This is a genomic window from Aquicoccus porphyridii (assembly GCF_008369105.1).
GTDB lineage: Bacteria > Pseudomonadota > Alphaproteobacteria > Rhodobacterales > Rhodobacteraceae > Aquicoccus > Aquicoccus porphyridii.
Map to the genome: position 1 here is coordinate 39,677 of NZ_VINQ01000022.1, position 17,209 is coordinate 56,885.

Sequence of the window (17,209 nt, forward strand, 5' to 3'; positions counted from 1 at the left end):
TTTCCCATGAGCCGAGACGGACGGATCGTGGCGGTCCTTGGCCCCACGAATACCGGCAAAACGCATTACGCGATCGAGCGGATGCTGGGCTATCGCTCGGGCATCATCGGCTTGCCGCTGCGGCTTTTGGCGCGCGAGGTCTATGACCGGATCGTCAAGGCACGCGGGCCGTCGGTGGTGGCGCTGGTCACGGGTGAAGAACGGATCGTGCCGGATCGCGCGCAATACTGGGTCTGCACGGTCGAGGCGATGCCCGAGGGGATGGGCACGGATTTCGTGGCGGTGGACGAGATCCAGCTTTGTGCCGACCCCGAGCGCGGCCACGTGTTCACCGACCGCCTGTTGCGGGCCCGTGGCCAGCACGAGACGATTTTCATGGGGTCGGACACGATGCGCGGGCCGATCCGGGCGTTGGTGCCGGGGGTCGAGTTCGTTGCCCGCGAGCGGATGAGCCAGCTTGTTTATAGCGGGCCGAAGAAGATCAGCCGGATGCAGCCGCGCAGCGCCATTGTCGGATTCTCGGTCGAGAACGTCTATGCCATCGCCGAGTTGATCCGCCGGCAAAGGGGCGGGGCGGCGGTGGTGATGGGTGCGCTGTCCCCGCGCACCCGTAACGCGCAGGTGGAGCTCTATCAGAACGGCGACGTGGATTTCCTGGTGGCGACGGATGCGATCGGGATGGGGCTCAACCTCGATATCAACCATGTCGCCTTTTCGGCACTCACCAAGTTCGACGGGCGACGGATGCGGCCGCTGGCGCCCAACGAGTTGGCCCAGATTGCCGGACGGGCGGGGCGCGGGATGAGCGATGGTACCTTCGGCGTGACCGGCGAGGCACCACCGCTGGCTGACGAGGTGGCCGAGGCCATCATGGGCCACAGCTTTACCCCGGTGCGCAAGCTGCAATGGCGCAACGCGGCGTTGCAGTTCGGGACGGTCGACGCGTTGATCCATTCGCTTGAAGCCAAGCCTGAGGATGAATTGCTGGCGCGCGCGCGCGATGCCGACGATCTGGTGGCGCTCAGGGCGCTCTCTGACGAGGTCGAGACGCGGGCACGGGCCAGCGATGGCCGCTCGGTGCGGCTCTTGTGGGATGTGTGCCGCATCCCTGATTTCCGCGGTATCAGCCATGCCGAGCACGCCGGGTTGTTGCAGGCGATCTTTGGCTTCCTGCACGAGCACGGGGCGGTTCCCGAGGACTGGATCGCGCGGCAGGTCAAGCGAATCGACCGGACCGATGGCGGTATTGACACATTGTCGAAACGTCTGGCCTTTATTCGAACATGGACCTATGTCGCACAGCGGCGCGGGTGGCTGCGTGACGAAGACCATTGGCGCGGCGCGACCCGCGCGGTAGAAGATCGCTTGTCGGATGCGCTCCATGGCGCGCTGACGCAGAGATTCGTGGATCGGCGCACCAGCGTGCTGTTGCGCCGACTCAAGCAGAAGGAGGCCATGTTGGCCGAGGTGAATGACAAGGGCGAGGTGACGGTCGAGGGCGAGTTCGCCGGCCGTCTTGAGGGGTTCCGGTTCGTGTTGGACAAATCGGCGAGCGGACAGGAGGCCAAGACCCTGCGGCAGGCCGCGGAAAAGGCGCTTGTGCCGCATTTCCACCTGCGTGCCGACCGTTTCTATAACGCGCCCGATACCGAGATCGATTTCACAGAGCAGGGCGGGCTGATGTGGGGTAGCGAGGCGGTGGGCAAGCTTGTCGCCGGGTCCGAGCCGCTCAAGCCGCAGGTCAAGGCATTTGTTGATGAAGAGGCGGGCGAAGAGGTGGTCCAGAAGGTCACGCGCCGGTTGCAGCATTTCATCGACCGGAAGATCGCCACGCAGTTCGAGCCGCTTCTGGCGATGAGCCGTGACGAGACTCTGAGCGGTCTGGCGCGGGGCTTTGCTTTTCGGCTGGTCGAGGGGTTCGGGATCGTCCCGCGCGCCGAGGTGGCCGAGGATGTAAGGGCGCTGGACCAGGACGCCCGTGGCAGCCTGCGCAAGCACGGGGTGCGGTTCGGGCAGTTCACCATTTTCATGCCGCTTCTGCTCAAGCCCGCGCCGACGCGGTTGCGCCTTGTGCTGTGGTCGCTGGCCCGCGGGATCGATACTTTCCCCGAGGCGCCACCGCCGGGCCTTGTGACCGTGCCCGCGCCGCGTGATGCCATCCCGGGGGTGGACGCGATGTGCGGCTATCACACTGCCGGTGAACGGGCGATCCGCATCGACATGCTCGAACGGCTGGCCGACATGCTGCGTGCGCAGAACAGTCGTGCGGGGTTCGAGGCCAACCCGGACATGTTGTCGATCACGGGCATGACGCTGGAGCAATTCACGGACCTCATGCAGGGCTTGGGCTACAAGGCTGAGCGTGGTGAGCGCGTGAAGGTGAAGCCGGTCGCGGAGGCCGGTGAGGTGGCTGTGGCGCAGCCGGACGCAAGCGATGCCACCGCATCGACAGAAACGCCGCCCACCGAAGCCACGCCGGTTGAAACGCCGCCCGTTGAAACGCCGCCTGCGGATGCCGAGCCGGCGCCTGCCGTGAGCGAAACGCCCGAGGCGACAGGCGCCCTTACCGGGCCGGATGCCGACGACGCGCCGGAGATGGAGGTGTTCTTTACCTTCACATGGGGCGGTCGCAAGGCGGGTGGTCACCAGGAGACGCAAAAGGCGCCGCGCCGCGATGCCCGCAAGGATGGGGCCAAGGGTGGCCCGCGTGGGGACGCGTCCAAGGGCAAACCCAAGGACAACAAGGGCAAGAAGGGCCCGAAACCGCAGCAGGGTGCGCGCCGTTTCGAGGCCCGGCCCGAGAAGAAGAAAGATCGCATCGACCCCGACAACCCCTTTGCCGCCGCGCTCATGGGGCTGAAGGACAAGAGCTGAGCCTTGGCGGGGGACGCGCGGATACGCCTCGACAAGTGGCTGTTTTTCGCGCGGTTTTTCAAGACGCGCAGCCTTGCCGCGAAACAGGTGGGAGCAGGGCACGTGCGCGTCAACAGCGACAAGGTGCTCAAACCCGCCCATGCGGTTGGCCCGGGCGATGTTCTGACTTTTGCGCAGGGGCGTGTGATCCGGGTAGTGCGGATCGTGGCCATGGGCGAAAGGCGCGGCCCCGCGCCCGAGGCGCAAGGGCTCTACGAAGACCTGACGCCGCAGGCCGAGCCACGCGCGCCCTCGGGCGGGGAGAGGCCGACCAAGCGCGACCGCCGCGCGATTGACGCGCTGCGCGGATCGGACGATATGTGACAACCGGGCGCTTGAATGATCCCGGTGAGTGAATTAGCTAGAGCCTGACGCCGCCTAAGATGGATTCCCGATATGACTTATGTCGTGACCGACAACTGCATCGCCTGCAAATATACCGACTGCGTCGAGGTCTGCCCGGTGGATTGCTTCTATGAGGGCGAGAACATGCTGGTGATCCATCCTGACGAATGTATCGACTGTGGCGTCTGCGAGCCGGAATGCCCCGCCGACGCGATCCGGCCCGACACCGAGCCGGAGATGGAAAACTGGGTCGAGTTCAACCGCAAATACTCGGAAATGTGGCCGGTCATCATTTCCAAGAAAGACCCGTTGCCCGAGGCGGAAGAGCGCGATGGCGAGGATGGCAAGCTCGAGAAATATTTCTCGGAAACGCCGGGCGAGGGCGGCTGATTCGGCGTTTCCGGCGTGACGGAATGGCGGCCAAGTGCCTGACAGATCGGGGAAAATACCCTGATTGACGCAGGGGCACTTTGATTTGGTCGCGATTCGTGTTATATTCCTGATACAAATGATGAGATTTGCCTGACACCATCCAAACGAGCTTCTGTTCCTTGGGTGGTTTTATTTGCGCAAAATCAATCTGCACGGGGGCGTGTGTTACGCCCTGTGTGAGTTGTTTTCGCAGTGACCGGGCGGGTTTCGGGAATGCAATGCGAGGAATGATTGCATGAGCAAGGCGAAGAAGTCGGAGTTTCGTCCGAATGATTATGTTGTGTATCCGGCCCATGGTGTGGGCCAGATCGTGTCGATCGAAAAGCAGGAGGTCGCGGGTTTCGAGCTCGAACTGTTCGTGATCTCGTTTGAAAAGGACAAGATGACCCTACGGGTGCCGACCAACCGCGCCACCGAGATCGGTATGCGCGGACTGTCGAGCCCGGATGTGGTGAGCCAGGCGATGAAGACGCTCAAGGGCAAGGCCAAGGTCAAACGCGCGATGTGGTCGCGCCGGGCGCAGGAATATGAGCAGAAGATCAACTCGGGTGACCTGATCGCGATTGCCGAGGTGGTGCGCGACCTGCATCGCAGCGACGATCAGCGCGAACAGAGCTATTCCGAACGCCAGCTTTACGAGGCGGCGCTGGAACGGCTGACCCGGGAAATGGCCGCTGTTGCAGGCGGCGACGAGATTACTGCTGCCAAGCAACTGGACGAGGTTCTGTTGTCGCGCGCGGCCTGATTTCCAGCGTCTTATCAAGGTATTGACCGCGTCCCATCGGGGCGCGGTTTTACTTTTGGCCGCTCGTCGAGGCGCTGCGGCGGCGGCTCCCGGCCCACCCTCCCCGCCACCACCGCAGCGCGGCGCTCGCGCACCGTGCGGGCCATTGGTGAGGGCGGGAAATGAGTATTTTCGCCAAGAAAGAGGGACGCTCAGAGCGCGGCGGAGAGGGCGATCAGGGCCGTGATCTCGGTGATTTGCTGGGTGGCGCCGAGCACGTCGCCGGTCTGTCCGCCGATCTTTCCGTGGGCGATGCGCATGGTGGCGGCGGTCATGATCGCGACGGCAAGGATGGCGGGCAGGGCGGCTGTGCCGGTGAGCAGGATCGTGGCGAAGAGAGCGATGGCGCAGGCGGTGGCGGCGATGATGGCTGCCGGGCGTCCGGTTGCGTGCGAGAGACCGTCGGTGCGGGCATGGGGGAGTGTGGCCATGGTCACGACCATCGCGGCGCGCGACAGGGCGGCGGCGGCCATGATCGCCGGGATCATGAAAATACCCAAGGAAACCAGTGCCATGGCGCGAAGCCCGAGGCCCAGGGCCAGGGCGATGACGCCATAGGCACCGATCCGGCTGTCGCGCATGATGTCAAGCCGGCGGGCGCGATCATGACCGCCCCAGAACCCGTCAGCCATATCGGCAAGACCGTCTTCATGCATCGCACCGGTGAGGATGACGAGCGTGAGCAGGGCAAGGAGAACGATGATTTCTTTAGGTAATCCAATGGCTTGGCAGGTAACGGCGACGCAGCTGGCGAGCCCGGCCAGCATCAGGCCGACGAGCGGCCAACTCCATGCGCTCGCGGCGCCGCGGGCATAGGCGGCGGTGGGCAGGTGGACGGGCAGGCGCGTGAGCAGCGAGAGCGCGACCGCGAGGTCGCGCAGCGAAGCCGAGGGGCGGGGGTCGAGCATGATCGAATCCGTTTTTCGGGTTGTGAACGCGCCTTGGGGGGTTAAACACGCCCAAAGGGATCAGATCAACGGGGTTTCCATGGCCGATTTCACGAATATTTCCGGGTTTCGTAAATTTCTCGAAACCGCACCGCAAAGCATTGAAAAGGCGCGGGTTTCTGCGGAAGAGCGCAACGCGGTGCTGACCAAACCGCCGGGGGCGTTGGGGCGATTGGAGGACCTGGCGATCTGGTACGCGGGGTGGCGCGGCGATGCGCGGCCACGGGTGGAGCGCCCGCAAGTCATTGTTTTCGCGGGAAATCATGGGGTTGCGGCGCGAGGGGTTTCGGCGTTTCCGGCGGAAGTCACGGCGCAGATGGTGGAGAATTTTCGCGCCGGTGGTGCGGCGATCAACCAGTTGGCGGAAAATTTTTCCGCCCGGATGGATGTTTTCGCGCTCGACCTCGACCACCCTACCGGGGATTTCACCCAAGGCCCGGCGATGGACGAAGCGGAGTTTTATCAAGCGATTCAAACGGGTTGGGACGCTGTGGACCCGGAGGCCGACCTGTTGGTGACGGGCGAGATGGGGATCGGCAACACCACCAGCGCGGCGGCGGTGGCCTGTGGCCTATATGGCGGCGCACCCGAGGATTGGGTGGGTCGGGGAACCGGCGTGGACGAGGCGGGATTGGCCCTCAAGGCGCAGGTGGTGCGTGATGGAATCACGTTGCATTCCAATGCCTTGGGAGATTCGTTCGAGGTTCTGCGCCGGTTGGGCGGACGGGAACTGGCGGCGATGGCGGGCGCGATGGCGCGGGCGCGCGTGTTGCGGATTCCGGTCATTCTTGACGGGTTCATCTGTTGCGCCGCGGCGGCCTGTCTCGAGCGGGCGGTGCCCGGCGCGCTGGATCACGCGGTCGCGGGGCATGAGAGCATCGAGCCGGGGCATTCCAAGATATTGAAAGAATTTGGAAAAGAGCCGCTGTTGCGGCTGGGGATGCGGCTTGGTGAAGGCAGTGGCGGGGCGCTGGCGATCGGCGTCTTGCAGGGGGCGCTGGCCTGTCATTCGGGCATGGCGACATTCGCCGAGGCCGGGGTGTCGGAGGGGTAATTAACATTCTGCAATGCAGCGCAAACCGGGGGGTGACTCCCGGCTGCGCCCCGGCTGTCGGGCGCGCACCGCCGCGTTGCAGCATTGGCGCGGCGGCGTTTGTTACACCTGCGTGCGGGGCTGCAACGATTCGCCCACTTGCCCAGAGCGTTGAAATCGGCCATTGAAGCGCCATGACGACACCCGATCCAGACCGGCCCGACGCAGGGGCCCGGACCCGGCCCGACCTGCCGGAGACCTCGCGCTCGCTGCCCATCGTGATGCTGCGGGCGCGTGAAACGATGATGGCGCCGATCCGGCAGATGTTGCAGAAGGTCGATGTGACCGAGCAGCAATGGCGGGTGCTGCGGGTTCTGGACGAGCGTGGCACGCTGGACCCCAAGGACCTCGCGCAGGCGGCGTGCCTGCTCAACCCCAGCCTGACGCGGATCATGCAGCATCTGGAGCGCAAGGGGTTGATCCGCCGCAAGGACCACCCGAGCGACCGGCGCAAGGTGCTGCTCGACATCACGCCCGAGGGGGTGGCCCTGCTCAGGGCGGCGGCACCCGAGAGCCAGGCGATCTTTGCCCGGCTCGAAGAGCAATTGGGGCGCGACAAGGTGGAACGGTTGCTCGATCTTCTCAACGAGTTGAGCGGGCTGGAACTGGATTAGGGCCTGTGCCCGTCGAGCCTCAGGCCGCGCCCAATTGCCAGTCGGTTCCCGGCACCGCGGCCAGAAGGGTGCGGGTATACTCCTGCTGCGGGTTGAGAAACACCTCGTGGACGGGGCCGATCTCGACCAGTTTGCCAAGCTGCATCACCGCGACCCGGTCACAGAGCTGGGCGGCGACGCGCATGTCATGGGTAATGAAGATGAGCGACAGGTCGAGCCGTTGTTGCAGACCGCGCAGCAGGTCCAGCACCTGGGCCTGGATCGAGACATCGAGCGCCGAGACGGCCTCGTCCGCGATGATAAGGTCGGGGTCCATCGCCAGCGCGCGGGCGATGCCGATGCGCTGACGCTGGCCGCCGGAAAATTCGTGCGGGTAGCGGTCGGCCGCGCCTGCGTCGAGTTCCACGATTTCCAGCAATTCGCGCGCGCGGGCATGGGCCTTGTCGCGGGGCACGCCCTGCACGATCGGCCCTTCGCAGAGCGCGTGCAGGACCGTCTTGCGCGGGTTGAGCGAGGCATAGGGATCTTGAAAGATCATCTGCACCCGGCGCCGTGCGCTGCGCAATTCCGCGGCCGTGAGGGTGTTCATGTCCTGCCCGTCGAGGATGATCTCGCCGCTGTCCGGCTCGACCAGCCGGACGATGGCGCGGCCCACGGTGGATTTGCCCGAGCCGCTTTCGCCGACGATGCCGAGAACCTCGCCGCGGGCGACCTCGAACGATACGTCGTCGATCGCCTTCACCTCGCGCTTGGGCTTGAAGAAGCCGCCCGAGGTGACAAAGGTCTTGCGCAGGTTGCGCACCTGCAACACCGGCTGTGCCGTGACCGGCGCGGGGTCGGGCACGGTGTCGGACGGGATCGCGGCGAGAAGTGCCTTGGTATAGTCGTGCTGTGGTGCGTCCAGCACCGCCTGGGCGGTGCCTGCCTCGACGATCTCGCCGTAGCGCATGACGATGACGCGGTCGGCGATTTCGGCCACCACGCCGAAATCATGGGTGATGAACATCACCGACATGCCATGGCGTTGCTGGATCGTCTTGATGAGGTTGAGGATCTGCGCCTGCGTCGTCACATCGAGCGCGGTGGTGGGTTCATCGGCGATCAGGATCGCGGGATCGAGTGCCAGCGCCATGGCGATCATCGCGCGCTGGCGTTGCCCGCCCGAAAGCTGGAACGGATAGGCGCGGATGATCTTTTCGGGGTCGGGCAGGCCGACCTCGTTGATCAGGGCCAGCGCCTTTTGCCGCCGTTCCGCCGGGCTGTGGCGGTTATGGGCCTCGAACACCTCGGCGATCTGGTCGCCGATCCGCATCAAGGGGTTGAGCGCGGTCATCGGTTCCTGGAAGATCATGCCGATGCGGTCGCCGCGCAGCTTGCGCCGCTCGTGCGCGGGCAGCTGCATCAGGTCGCGGGATTCGAAATGCGCGCTGCCCTTGGCGACCTCGACCTGTTCGGGCAGGAGACCCATCAGCGCATTCGCCGTCATGGATTTGCCCGAGCCGGATTCGCCCACGACGCAGAGGATCTCGCCCGCGTAGAGGTCGAAGGTGATGTTCTGGACGGCAAATTCGCGATCCGCCCCCGGGGGCAGCGAAATCGCCAGGTCGCGGATCGTCAGGACGGGATCTGCCATGCTCAACGCCCCTTTCTGGCCAGGCGCGGGTTGAGTGCGTCGTTCAGCCCCTCGCCAATCAGGTTCAGCGCCAGCACCGTCAACAGGATTGCCACGCCGGGGATGAAACTGAGCCACCAGGCGTTGCGGATCACCGTGCGCGCCGCGCCGATCATGTAGCCCCAGCTCATGATGTTGGGATCGCCGAGGCCAAGGAAGGACAGCGAGCTTTCCAGCAGGATCGCCGTGGCCACCATGAGCGAGGCCATGACGATGATCGGCGACATCGCGTTGGGCAGGATATGCCCGAAGAGGATGCGCATGTTCGACAGGCCGGCGAGCCGCGCGGCATCGACGAATTCGCGGTTGCGCAGCGACAGCACCTCGGCCCGCACGAGGCGTGCCACGGGCGGCCAGCTGACGATGGCGATGGCAAGGGTGATCGTGGGCAGGGTCGGCTCAAGGATCGCCACCAGCACGATGGCCAGCGCGAAATTGGGGATGGTCTGGAAAAATTCGGTGAAGCGCATCGCCCCGTCATCGACCAGACCGCCATAGAACCCCGCAAGGGCCCCGAGCGGCACCCCGATCAGAAGCGCCACGAGGGTCGAGACCAGTCCGACGATCAGCGACACCCGTGCGCCGTGCACCAGCCCCGCCGCCACGTCGCGACCCAGCGTATCGGTGCCCAGCGGGAAACCGTCGGTGGAAAACGGCGTCAGGAACGGGCGCTGCACCATCTTCCACGGGCTGTCGGGATAGATCAGCGGCGCGAACACCGCCAGCAGCACAACCACGATCAGGATCAGTGCCCCCAGAAGCGCGCCCTTGTTGCGCGAAAACCGTTTCAGGAAATCCATCATGTCCCCGGCCCCCTTCAGATTCGCGGATCAATCAGCCGATAAACGAGATCGGTGATGATGTTGAAGGCGATCACCATGGCCGCCGAGACAAGGAAAACCCCGAGGAGTGTGTTGTAATCGCGTGCGGTCAGGCTTTCGAACATCAGTCGTCCGATCCCCGGCCAGGCGAAGACCGTTTCGGTCAGAACCGCGCCCCCCACCAGTTGCCCGGCTTGAAGCCCAGCCAGCGTGACCACCGGCAGCAATGCGTTGCGCAGGATGTGGCGGCGGCGGATCACCCGTTCATTGAGCCCCTTGGCGCGCGCCGTCTTGACGAAATCCATCTGGCTGACTTCGAGCACCGAGGAGCGGGTCATGCGCAGGTAGACCGCCATGAAGAACAGCCCCAGCGTCAGCGCGGGCAGAAAGAGGTGGCGCAGCCGGTCGATCAGCAGTTCGAACCCGGTATACCCGGCCCCGACCGATCCATAGCCAAAGGCCGGGAACCATCCCAGCTTGACCGAGAACAGAACCACCGCCATCAGCGCCACCCAGAAGAGCGGCGTGGCATAGAACAGCAACGCGACCGACGTTATCGCGCTGTCGCCCCAGCGCCCCTGCCGGGCAGCGGCGGCGAGGCCGAACACGATGCCAAGCAGAAGCGACATGAAAAACGCGGTCAGTGTGAGCAGCAAGGTGGCGGGCAGGCGATCGAGGATCAGGTCCAGCACCGGCATCTGCTGGCGATAGGAATAGCCGAGGTCGAGCTGCACCACCCCCGAGACATAGGTCCAGAACTGCACGTAAAGCGGCTGATCCAGCCCGAATTGCGCGCGCAGCTGGGCGATGAATTTTTCATCCGCCGCGCCCGCTTCGCCGGCCATCACGGCGGCCGGATCGCCCGGTGCGGCGTGGATCAGGAAGAAGTTCAGGATCACGATCAGCAAAAGCGTGATCGCCGCTTTTGCCAGCCGACTGAGAATGGCCCATGCAATGCCCATCGTTACGCGCAGCCCTGTTGGTTGGGATCGTTCATTCTATGGTCAGTTCCCGGGCCCGGGGAGAGATCCCGGGCCCGGGTCTGCGGGTTGCCCCGCTTACTTTTCGACCCACGCGTCGCGCAGACCGTCGTTCACCCCGATGGCGGTGGTGACGAGATCCTTGACCTCGCAGCGATAGATCGTGGGAAACTCGATCTCCAGGAGCCAGGCCACGGGCACGTCATCGACCAGCGTCTGCTGCACCTTGGTATAGATCTCCTGCCGCTCTTCGGGGGTGGCGGCCACGGCGGCCTCGGCGAACATCGCGTCAACTTCGGGGTTTTCATACCCGGCCACGTTGTTCCACGGGCTGCCCTTGGCGATGTTGGAGCTCAGGTAGCTGCGGGCCACGCCTAGCGCCGGATCGCCATATTGGTAGAGATAGGTGAAGGCGATGTCGAAATCCCATTCCGACTGTTTCTGGTTCCAGCCGGCCACGTCGGTGGCGACCAGTTCGACATTGACGCCGACCTCTTCGAGGTTCTGCTTCATTGCCTCGGCCCAGCGCTGCCAGGTTTCGCCGTAGGGCAGGGGCAGGATGCGCACGGTTTCGCCGTCATAACCTGCGGCCTCAAGATGTTCGCGTGCCTTGTCCTGATCCTGATCATACATGATCGTATCGTCGGAGTAGAAATTCGTCTTGGACGAGACCGGGCTGGTGGCGACCTTGCCAAAGCCGTTCCAGATCACGTCTCTCACGAATTCGCGGTCCATCGCGTACATCAGCGCCTTGCGGAAATCCTTGTTCGCGGTGGGGCCTTCGCGCGTGTTCAGCCACGCCATGGCGTGCGGTGCGAAATATTCCCAGCCCTGGCCGGTCGAGCAGACGCCATCCATCGCGGTCAGGCGCTGCACATCCCAGTTCTCGACCGAGCCGCCGGGCAACACGTCGACTTCACCGTTCTCGAACGCCACGGCGCGCGAGGCCGCATCGGGCACGACGCGATAATAGACCTCGTCGAGATAGGGTTTGCCCTCCAGATAGTAATCCTCGTTCTTGACGAGGTGGATATAGCTGCCCTTGTTCCATTCCTCGAACTTGAACGGGCCGGTGCCGATGGGCGTGTTGTTGGCCGGGTTGTTGGCGTAATCCGTGCCTTCATAGATATGTTTGGGGATCATCGGCATGGTGCCGTTTTCGAACACGCCGATGAACGGGCCGAAGGGGTTCTTGAGCTTGAATTCAACGGTGTGATCGTCGAGCGCGGTCACGCTTTCGACATGTTCGAGGCTGACGCGCAGGCGGGGGTGGGTTTCGCGCAGGAACTCATCGACCGAGAACACCACGTCATCGGCGTTGAAATCCTCGCCGTCGTGCCACTTGACGCCTTCGCGCAGGTTGAACGTATAGGTCAGCGCGTCATCCGAAATCTCCCAGGATTCCGCCAGTGACGGCTGCGGGTTGAGATCGGTGTCATAGCGCAGCAGGCTTTCATAGATATCGCCCGCGACAAGCTGTGTCGGGCCGTTCTGCACCAGCCCCAGCATCAGGCTGGGCGGTTCGGGCTGCACCACGATGTCGAGCCGTCCACCGGCCTCTTGCGCCGCGGCGGGCAAGGCAAGGCCGGTGGCCAAAATGGTCGAAATCAGGAAATTTCTCATTGTCGTCTCCCTGTTGCAAGGTATGCGCGGGCTGATTTGTTGTCGTGTCGGCGTTGTGGCCGACACCCCGTCTGGATGGCCCGCGCGTGGCGGGATCGGCCTGTTGGCCATATGTCTCAGGGTTCATGCGGGGGGCGGTCGAGTCAAGTTAAATTGTCGACAAACGACAGTTTCATGGCTAGCCTGCCCGATATGACATCGAAACCCCCTCCGCTTTTCCCAAGGCTGGCGCGCGATGCGCTATCGCAACGGATCGCGCAGGCGTTGACCGAGGCGATCGTGTCGGGCCGCCTGAAACCGGGCGACCGGGTCAGCGAATCCGCCATCGCCCGCGAGATGGGCACCAGCCGCGCGCCCGTGCGCGAGGCCGGTCGCCTGCTGGAAAGTGCGGGCCTTCTGGTGTCGAAGGCCAACCGGGGGTTTTTCGTGCGCACGATCACCGCCGATGATCTCGACTCGATCTACGAGCTGCGCCTGTGCATCGAGCGCGAGGCGGCCGCACGGCTGGTGCGCGTGGGTGGCGTGGCGGGCGTGGTTCCGGATCTGCATCTGCAACTGGATGAAATGACGGGCCGGTCGGCCGATGGGCAGGTGATCCACCAGATCGCCGCCGATCTGCAGTTTCACCGCCTGATCGTGAAGAATTCGGGCAACAGCCGGTTCCTCGCGGTGTTCGACACGCTGGCCTCGGAGATCCAGGCCAGCACGGCCCTGATCGACCGGGTGTTCGACGATCCGCACAAGATCGCGCGCAATCACCTGCTGATCATCGACGCGCTGGAAACCGGCGATGAGGGCGAGGCCCGCGCCGCGATGGATTATCACATCGGCGTCGCGCGCGAGGCGGTCGTGAATCACTTCCGGGTTCTGGAGGCAGGCCACCCCGCCCCGCCGCCGCGCAAGGTGCCGTGATTGCCCAGGGTTTGGCCGTGTCGGGGCACCGATCGGCGATTGTGGAAGAGGCTGCGGGCGTTGGGGGTATCAAGGCAGGGGAACACGCGTTGCACACGCTTTCCCGGTGTTCGGTTGGATTTGCGCTCAGGAAGGAACGCGGGTTCTCAGTAAACCCATTGAAAATAAATGGAGGCGAGTACCGGAATCGAACCGGTGTACACGGATTTGCAATCCGCTGCGTCACCACTCCGCCAACTCGCCCTCCGTGGTGTCAGGGCTGGCTTATCGCTGTTTTTGCGCGGCTTGTCCAGACGTCGTGGAGCCGATTTGGGAGGTATGGATAGGGGGAAGAATGGTGGTGGATGGTGCGGGTCTGCGCACGGGCGTTGGCGCGCGCTGTCGCAGGCGGCGCGGCAGACATTGCCGCCACGCGGGAGATGTGTCAAAACACAAAAAGAACTCCGACAGCTACTGACAGGGCTCAGACCATGACAGATTTCGCCATGCGCCGCACGATGATGGTGGACACCCAGATCCGCCCTTCGGACGTCACGAAATACCCGATCATCGAGGCGCTGCTTTCGGTCCCGCGCGAGATGTTCGTGCCGACGGACAAGCGCGAGGTGGCCTATATGGGCGAGCATATCGACCTTGGCGGAAACCGCGTCATCCTTGATCCCCGGACGCTGGCCAAGATGCTGGATGCGCTGGATATTCAGAACGATGAGCTGGTGCTCGATATCGGGGTGGGGCTGGGATATTCCGCGGCCGTGATCGCGCGCATGGCCGAGGCCGTGGTGGCGGTGGAAGAGGAAGAGAGCCTGGCCGAGACCGGGCAGACGAACCTGGTCGAGGCCGGTGCGGATAACGTGGTCATGCATGTGGGGCCGTTGACCGAGGGCGCGGCCCAGCACGGACCCTATGACGTGATCATCCTTGAAGGCGCGGTGGCGCATCTGCCGGAGGCGTTGACTGACCAGCTCAAGGATGGTGGGCGCATGGCGGTCCTGTTCGGGGGCGAGAGCGAGCAGGGCCAGGTGCGGATCGGATACAAGATCGACGGGCGCATGAACTGGCGGTTCGCGTTCGATGCGGGGGCGCCGGTGCTGCCGGGGTTCGAGAAACATACGGCCTTTGTTTTATGAGCGGCTTATCGGCAGAGAAACAAGGTGTGACGGGAGCGGCATGATGCGGATCGCGATGAAACGGAAACCCTTGGCGCGGCTGGTGGCTGCGGCGATTCTTGCCTTTGCCGTGCCGGTGATGTCGCAGGCCGAAACGGTGGCCGACACGATGGCGGCGGCCTATCAGCATAACGGGCTGATCGAACAGAACCGCGCCTTGCTGCGGGCGGCGGACGAGGATGTGGCGATCGCGGTTTCCGCGCTCAAGCCCATTCTCAACTGGTCGGCGGACATGACCTATTCGCGCGGGCGCAGTTTCACCCCGGGCACCATGGCCGCGTCGCGGTCATCGTCTGGCACGGATGCAACGATCGGGCTCGCGGCGGAGCTTCTGCTTTATGATTTCGGGCGCAGCAAGATCGGCATCGGCGTGCAGAAGGAAACCGTCCTGGCTACGCGGCAGGCGCTCGTTTCGGCCGAACAACAGGTGCTTTTGCGCGCCGCGACCGCGTTTTTCGAGGTTCAGCGGCGCAATGAGTTCGTCCGGCTTCGGCAGAACAACGTGCGCGTGATTTCCGAACAGCTTCGAGCGGCGCGTGACCGGTTCGAGGTTGGCGAGGTGACGCGCACCGATGTGTCGCTGGCCGAGGCCCGGTTGGCCGGGGCGCGTGCGGCACTGGCTGCGGCGCAGGGGCAACTGGCGCAGGCGAACGAGGAATTCCGCGCAGCGGTTGGGCGCAAGCCCGGACAGTTGAGCGGTCTTGGCCGGGTGCCGGCGACCGCGAAATCGGTGGATGCGGCCAAGGCGGTGGCGCTGAGGAATCACCCCGAAATGCTCAAGGTGCAACACGAGGTGACCGCGACCGAGCTGGCCATTCTGGCAGCCGAGGCGGGCATGAAGCCGCAGGTCAAGCTGACCGGGCGCTATGGTTTGACCCAGAACCTCGATGACAGGGGATTCTCCAACGGTGGCAGCGTCGGGGTCGAGATCGGCGGGCCGATCTACCAGGGCGGGCGGTTGAGTGCGCTGGCCCGGCAGGCGATGGCGCGGCGGGACCAGGCGCGCGCGGGTCTGCATGTCGTGCGCCACAACATTGCCCTTGCCGTCGGCAACGCATGGGCCGGGCTTCAGGTCGCCCGCGCGAGCCGGGATGCCAGCGAACGCCAGGTCCGCGCGGCGCGCGAGGCGTTTCGCGGGGTGCGTGAAGAGGCAACGCTGGGCGCGCGCACGACGCTTGATGTGCTTGATGCCGAGCAGGAGTTGCTGGACGCGCAAACCAACCTGGCTTCGGCCATGGTGGACGAGCATGTGGCGGCCTATAACCTGCTGTCGGCCATGGGATACCTGACGGCCGAGAGATTGAACCTGCGGGTGCCGCGCTATGATCCGGCGGCCTATTACAACCTGGTCAAGGACGCCCCGGCCAAACGATCGCGGCAGGGCCAGCAGCTTGACAAGGCGTTGCGGTCCCTGGGCAAGCAATAGCGGCAGACGCGCAAGACGCGCCCTATCTGTTGTGGGAATCCTGTCGCTGCGCTACAATCGTGGGCGAGGCAGAGTGGTGACCAAATGACTGATCCCGTGACGAATGTTGAAATCGAGGATGTCCTGTCCTCTATCCGGCGGCTGGTATCCGAAAACGGTCGCGGTGCGACAACACGCCCGGCCGAGCGGAGCGGGGCGGAAGGCCCGGTGGAGCAGGTCGAAGAGTCGCCGGAAGGCGGCGGGCAGGATGATATGCTTGTCCTGACACCGGCGTTGCGCGTGTCCGAACCCGAAACTGCGCCCGCGCCGGAAAACGCGGCAACGGATAATGATCCGTCGTCTGCCGAGTCGCTTGAAAGCGTGGTCAAGGATGCGCTGGGCGAGGCGCTGGCGAAAATGGCCCGCCCGCAGGCCGGTTCCGAATCGGGATCGGGGGGGGCGGCCGGGGATGATCTGGGATCGCGTGCCTCCGGGGCCGGGGAGAGCCTGAAAGAGCGGATCGCGGAGTTGGAAACGGTGGTTGCCCAACAGGAGGGTGACTGGGAACCCGATGGCGACAGCGAGGATGCCTATGCCGGCACCCCGGTGGAAACGCTGGCCTGGGAGGATCATGTCGAGGAGGCCGAGGACAGCACCGACGCGCCCGAGCACGTTTGGTCGGAAGACAGGATAGGCGAGGTGGAAGAAGCCGAGCTTGTCGAACTTGACGAGAATGATGTCGGCGCCGCGCCCGAGCCGATTTTCGCCCATGCCGCCGAACCCGCGGCTGCATTCCAGGAAACGGCGGAAGAGGAGCGACCGGGGTCGCTGGAGGATGCCGGGCTCGATACGGACCCGGCCGACGCGCAGGGGGTCGCCGATGCCGAAGAGTTCGACGTGCCGGAAGACACCGAAGCGATGGACGAGGATGTCGATCTTTTCGGCGCGGACGAGACGTTGATCGACGAAGAGGTGCTGCGCGAAATGGTCGCCGATATCGTGCGTCAGGAGCTTCAGGGCACCTTGGGGGAACGGATTACGCGCAACGTGCGCAAGCTTGTCCGCCGTGAAATCCACCGCGCATTGGCGGCGCATGAACTGGATTGAAGCCGAAGGCGGCATTTCGAAGGTTTGAAATGAAAAGCGCCCGGGAAATCCCGGGCGCTTTCGGGTTCGAGGGGGCGGGGGTTACCGGCCCTCGTAGCCGTTGAAGGAACGCGTATCCGAGGCATTGGCCGAGAACACGGTGATCTGTTTCTCACCGCCGATCGCGTAGTCCGCCTCGGGGCTGTCACTTTGGGTTTCGACGCCGGTCTGGGTCTGTGCGCCCTGGGTGAAGAGGCCCGCCTGGTTGTCGTTGACGGCGCGTTCATAGGGGCCGACCATGGCCGAGGCACCGGTGGCGAGGGCGATGGTGGTGGCGAGTGCTGTGAGTGCGAGTTTCATGTCGTTTCCTTTCGGGTTGAAGTGATCGTGTTGGCGATCTGTTTTGATCTGTCCCC

Annotated in this window: 16 protein-coding genes and 1 tRNA gene; 10 read left to right on the forward strand and 7 right to left on the reverse strand. The window is 64.4% G+C overall.

The window, feature by feature from the left end; translation table 11 throughout:
• Nucleotides 1–6 precede the first annotated feature (6 nt).
• From FLO80_RS19440 to FLO80_RS19455, 4 genes are all read left to right on the forward strand, one after another.
• Nucleotides 7–2,874, forward strand: coding sequence for a helicase-related protein (locus FLO80_RS19440; protein WP_111367545.1), 2,868 nt, complete (start codon nucleotides 7–9; stop codon nucleotides 2,872–2,874).
• A 3-nt stretch (nucleotides 2,875–2,877) separates the two neighbouring features.
• On the forward strand, nucleotides 2,878–3,237 hold the full coding sequence (locus FLO80_RS19445; protein WP_111367547.1) for an RNA-binding S4 domain-containing protein: 360 nt from the start codon (nucleotides 2,878–2,880) through the stop codon (nucleotides 3,235–3,237).
• Between the two features lie 72 nt (nucleotides 3,238–3,309).
• Nucleotides 3,310–3,648: a ferredoxin FdxA gene (gene fdxA, locus FLO80_RS19450; RefSeq protein ID WP_111367549.1), complete on the forward strand. Its 339-nt coding sequence runs from the start codon at nucleotides 3,310–3,312 to the stop codon at nucleotides 3,646–3,648.
• A gap of 277 nt (nucleotides 3,649–3,925) precedes the next feature.
• Nucleotides 3,926–4,435 carry a CarD family transcriptional regulator gene (locus FLO80_RS19455; protein WP_111367551.1) on the forward strand — a complete coding sequence of 170 codons (510 nt, stop codon included), beginning with the start codon at nucleotides 3,926–3,928 and terminating at the stop codon, nucleotides 4,433–4,435.
• Between the two features lie 191 nt (nucleotides 4,436–4,626).
• Here FLO80_RS19455 and FLO80_RS19460 read toward each other — a convergent pair whose 3' ends face one another.
• The gene (locus tag FLO80_RS19460) at nucleotides 4,627–5,382 is read right to left on the reverse strand and encodes an adenosylcobinamide-GDP ribazoletransferase (protein ID WP_111367553.1); all 756 of its coding nucleotides are present in this window, start codon (nucleotides 5,380–5,382) and stop codon (nucleotides 4,627–4,629) included.
• A 79-nt stretch (nucleotides 5,383–5,461) separates the two neighbouring features.
• Between FLO80_RS19460 and cobT the strand changes: the two genes are divergently transcribed.
• Nucleotides 5,462–6,475 carry a nicotinate-nucleotide--dimethylbenzimidazole phosphoribosyltransferase gene (gene cobT, locus FLO80_RS19465; RefSeq protein ID WP_111367814.1) on the forward strand — a complete coding sequence of 338 codons (1,014 nt, stop codon included), beginning with the start codon at nucleotides 5,462–5,464 and terminating at the stop codon, nucleotides 6,473–6,475.
• A 173-nt stretch (nucleotides 6,476–6,648) separates the two neighbouring features.
• Entirely contained in the window at nucleotides 6,649–7,128 is a 480-nt protein-coding gene (gene hpaR / locus FLO80_RS19470) for a homoprotocatechuate degradation operon regulator HpaR (protein ID WP_111367555.1), read from the forward strand.
• A 19-nt stretch (nucleotides 7,129–7,147) separates the two neighbouring features.
• On the opposite strand, the gene FLO80_RS19475 is transcribed toward hpaR, so the two are convergent.
• The 4 genes from FLO80_RS19475 to FLO80_RS19490 form a co-directional block, all read right to left on the reverse strand.
• Complete coding sequence (locus tag FLO80_RS19475; protein WP_111367557.1) at nucleotides 7,148–8,761, reverse strand: ABC transporter ATP-binding protein; 1,614 nt, start codon at nucleotides 8,759–8,761, stop codon at nucleotides 7,148–7,150.
• Nucleotides 8,762–8,763: 2 nt separating this feature from the next.
• Entirely contained in the window at nucleotides 8,764–9,603 is an 840-nt protein-coding gene (locus tag FLO80_RS19480; RefSeq protein ID WP_223145516.1) for an ABC transporter permease, read from the reverse strand.
• A gap of 14 nt (nucleotides 9,604–9,617) precedes the next feature.
• Nucleotides 9,618–10,583 carry an ABC transporter permease gene (locus FLO80_RS19485; RefSeq protein WP_111367559.1) on the reverse strand — a complete coding sequence of 322 codons (966 nt, stop codon included), beginning with the start codon at nucleotides 10,581–10,583 and terminating at the stop codon, nucleotides 9,618–9,620.
• A 96-nt stretch (nucleotides 10,584–10,679) separates the two neighbouring features.
• A complete protein-coding gene (locus FLO80_RS19490) occupies nucleotides 10,680–12,224 on the reverse strand; it encodes an ABC transporter substrate-binding protein (protein ID WP_111367561.1) in 1,545 nt (514 codons plus the stop codon).
• Between the two features lie 192 nt (nucleotides 12,225–12,416).
• Between FLO80_RS19490 and FLO80_RS19495 the strand changes: the two genes are divergently transcribed.
• On the forward strand, nucleotides 12,417–13,136 hold the full coding sequence (locus tag FLO80_RS19495; RefSeq protein WP_111367563.1) for a GntR family transcriptional regulator: 720 nt from the start codon (nucleotides 12,417–12,419) through the stop codon (nucleotides 13,134–13,136).
• Nucleotides 13,137–13,305: 169 nt separating this feature from the next.
• Here FLO80_RS19495 and FLO80_RS19500 read toward each other — a convergent pair.
• A tRNA-Cys gene (locus FLO80_RS19500) sits at nucleotides 13,306–13,379 on the reverse strand.
• A gap of 227 nt (nucleotides 13,380–13,606) precedes the next feature.
• On the opposite strand from FLO80_RS19500, the gene FLO80_RS19505 reads away from it, so the two are divergent.
• From FLO80_RS19505 to FLO80_RS19515, 3 genes are all read left to right on the forward strand, one after another.
• A complete protein-coding gene (locus FLO80_RS19505) occupies nucleotides 13,607–14,263 on the forward strand; it encodes a protein-L-isoaspartate O-methyltransferase family protein (protein WP_111367565.1) in 657 nt (218 codons plus the stop codon).
• Between the two features lie 55 nt (nucleotides 14,264–14,318).
• The gene (locus FLO80_RS19510) at nucleotides 14,319–15,728 is read left to right on the forward strand and encodes a TolC family outer membrane protein (RefSeq protein WP_246156748.1); all 1,410 of its coding nucleotides are present in this window, start codon (nucleotides 14,319–14,321) and stop codon (nucleotides 15,726–15,728) included.
• 84 nt (nucleotides 15,729–15,812) lie between these two features.
• A complete protein-coding gene (locus FLO80_RS19515; RefSeq protein WP_111367567.1) occupies nucleotides 15,813–16,814 on the forward strand; it encodes a hypothetical protein in 1,002 nt (333 codons plus the stop codon).
• A gap of 81 nt (nucleotides 16,815–16,895) precedes the next feature.
• Here the strand turns inward: FLO80_RS19515 and FLO80_RS19520 are convergent.
• Nucleotides 16,896–17,209, reverse strand: a 314-nt coding sequence (locus tag FLO80_RS19520; protein ID WP_223145517.1) for a hypothetical protein, incomplete at its 5' end; no start/stop codon positions are given.

What these genes read in the sequence shown, in the direction of transcription:
- FLO80_RS19440 (WP_111367545.1), top strand. Translation starts at nt 7, where the DNA reads ATGAGCCGAGACGGACGGATCGTGGCGGTCCTTGGCCCCACGAATACC.
- fdxA (WP_111367549.1), top strand. Translation starts at nt 3,310, where the DNA reads ATGACTTATGTCGTGACCGACAACTGCATCGCCTGCAAATATACCGAC.
- FLO80_RS19455 (WP_111367551.1), top strand. Translation starts at nt 3,926, where the DNA reads ATGAGCAAGGCGAAGAAGTCGGAGTTTCGTCCGAATGATTATGTTGTG.
- FLO80_RS19460 (WP_111367553.1), bottom strand. Translation starts at nt 5,382, where the DNA reads ATGCTCGACCCCCGCCCCTCGGCTTCGCTGCGCGACCTCGCGGTCGCG.
- cobT (WP_111367814.1), top strand. Translation starts at nt 5,462, where the DNA reads ATGGCCGATTTCACGAATATTTCCGGGTTTCGTAAATTTCTCGAAACC.
- hpaR (WP_111367555.1), top strand. Translation starts at nt 6,649, where the DNA reads ATGACGACACCCGATCCAGACCGGCCCGACGCAGGGGCCCGGACCCGG.
- FLO80_RS19475 (WP_111367557.1), bottom strand. Translation starts at nt 8,761, where the DNA reads ATGGCAGATCCCGTCCTGACGATCCGCGACCTGGCGATTTCGCTGCCC.
- FLO80_RS19480 (WP_223145516.1), bottom strand. Translation starts at nt 9,603, where the DNA reads ATGATGGATTTCCTGAAACGGTTTTCGCGCAACAAGGGCGCGCTTCTG.
- FLO80_RS19485 (WP_111367559.1), bottom strand. Translation starts at nt 10,583, where the DNA reads ATGGGCATTGCATGGGCCATTCTCAGTCGGCTGGCAAAAGCGGCGATC.
- FLO80_RS19490 (WP_111367561.1), bottom strand. Translation starts at nt 12,224, where the DNA reads ATGAGAAATTTCCTGATTTCGACCATTTTGGCCACCGGCCTTGCCTTG.
- FLO80_RS19495 (WP_111367563.1), top strand. Translation starts at nt 12,417, where the DNA reads ATGACATCGAAACCCCCTCCGCTTTTCCCAAGGCTGGCGCGCGATGCG.
- FLO80_RS19505 (WP_111367565.1), top strand. Translation starts at nt 13,607, where the DNA reads ATGACAGATTTCGCCATGCGCCGCACGATGATGGTGGACACCCAGATC.
- FLO80_RS19510 (WP_246156748.1), top strand. Translation starts at nt 14,319, where the DNA reads ATGAAACGGAAACCCTTGGCGCGGCTGGTGGCTGCGGCGATTCTTGCC.
- FLO80_RS19515 (WP_111367567.1), top strand. Translation starts at nt 15,813, where the DNA reads ATGACTGATCCCGTGACGAATGTTGAAATCGAGGATGTCCTGTCCTCT.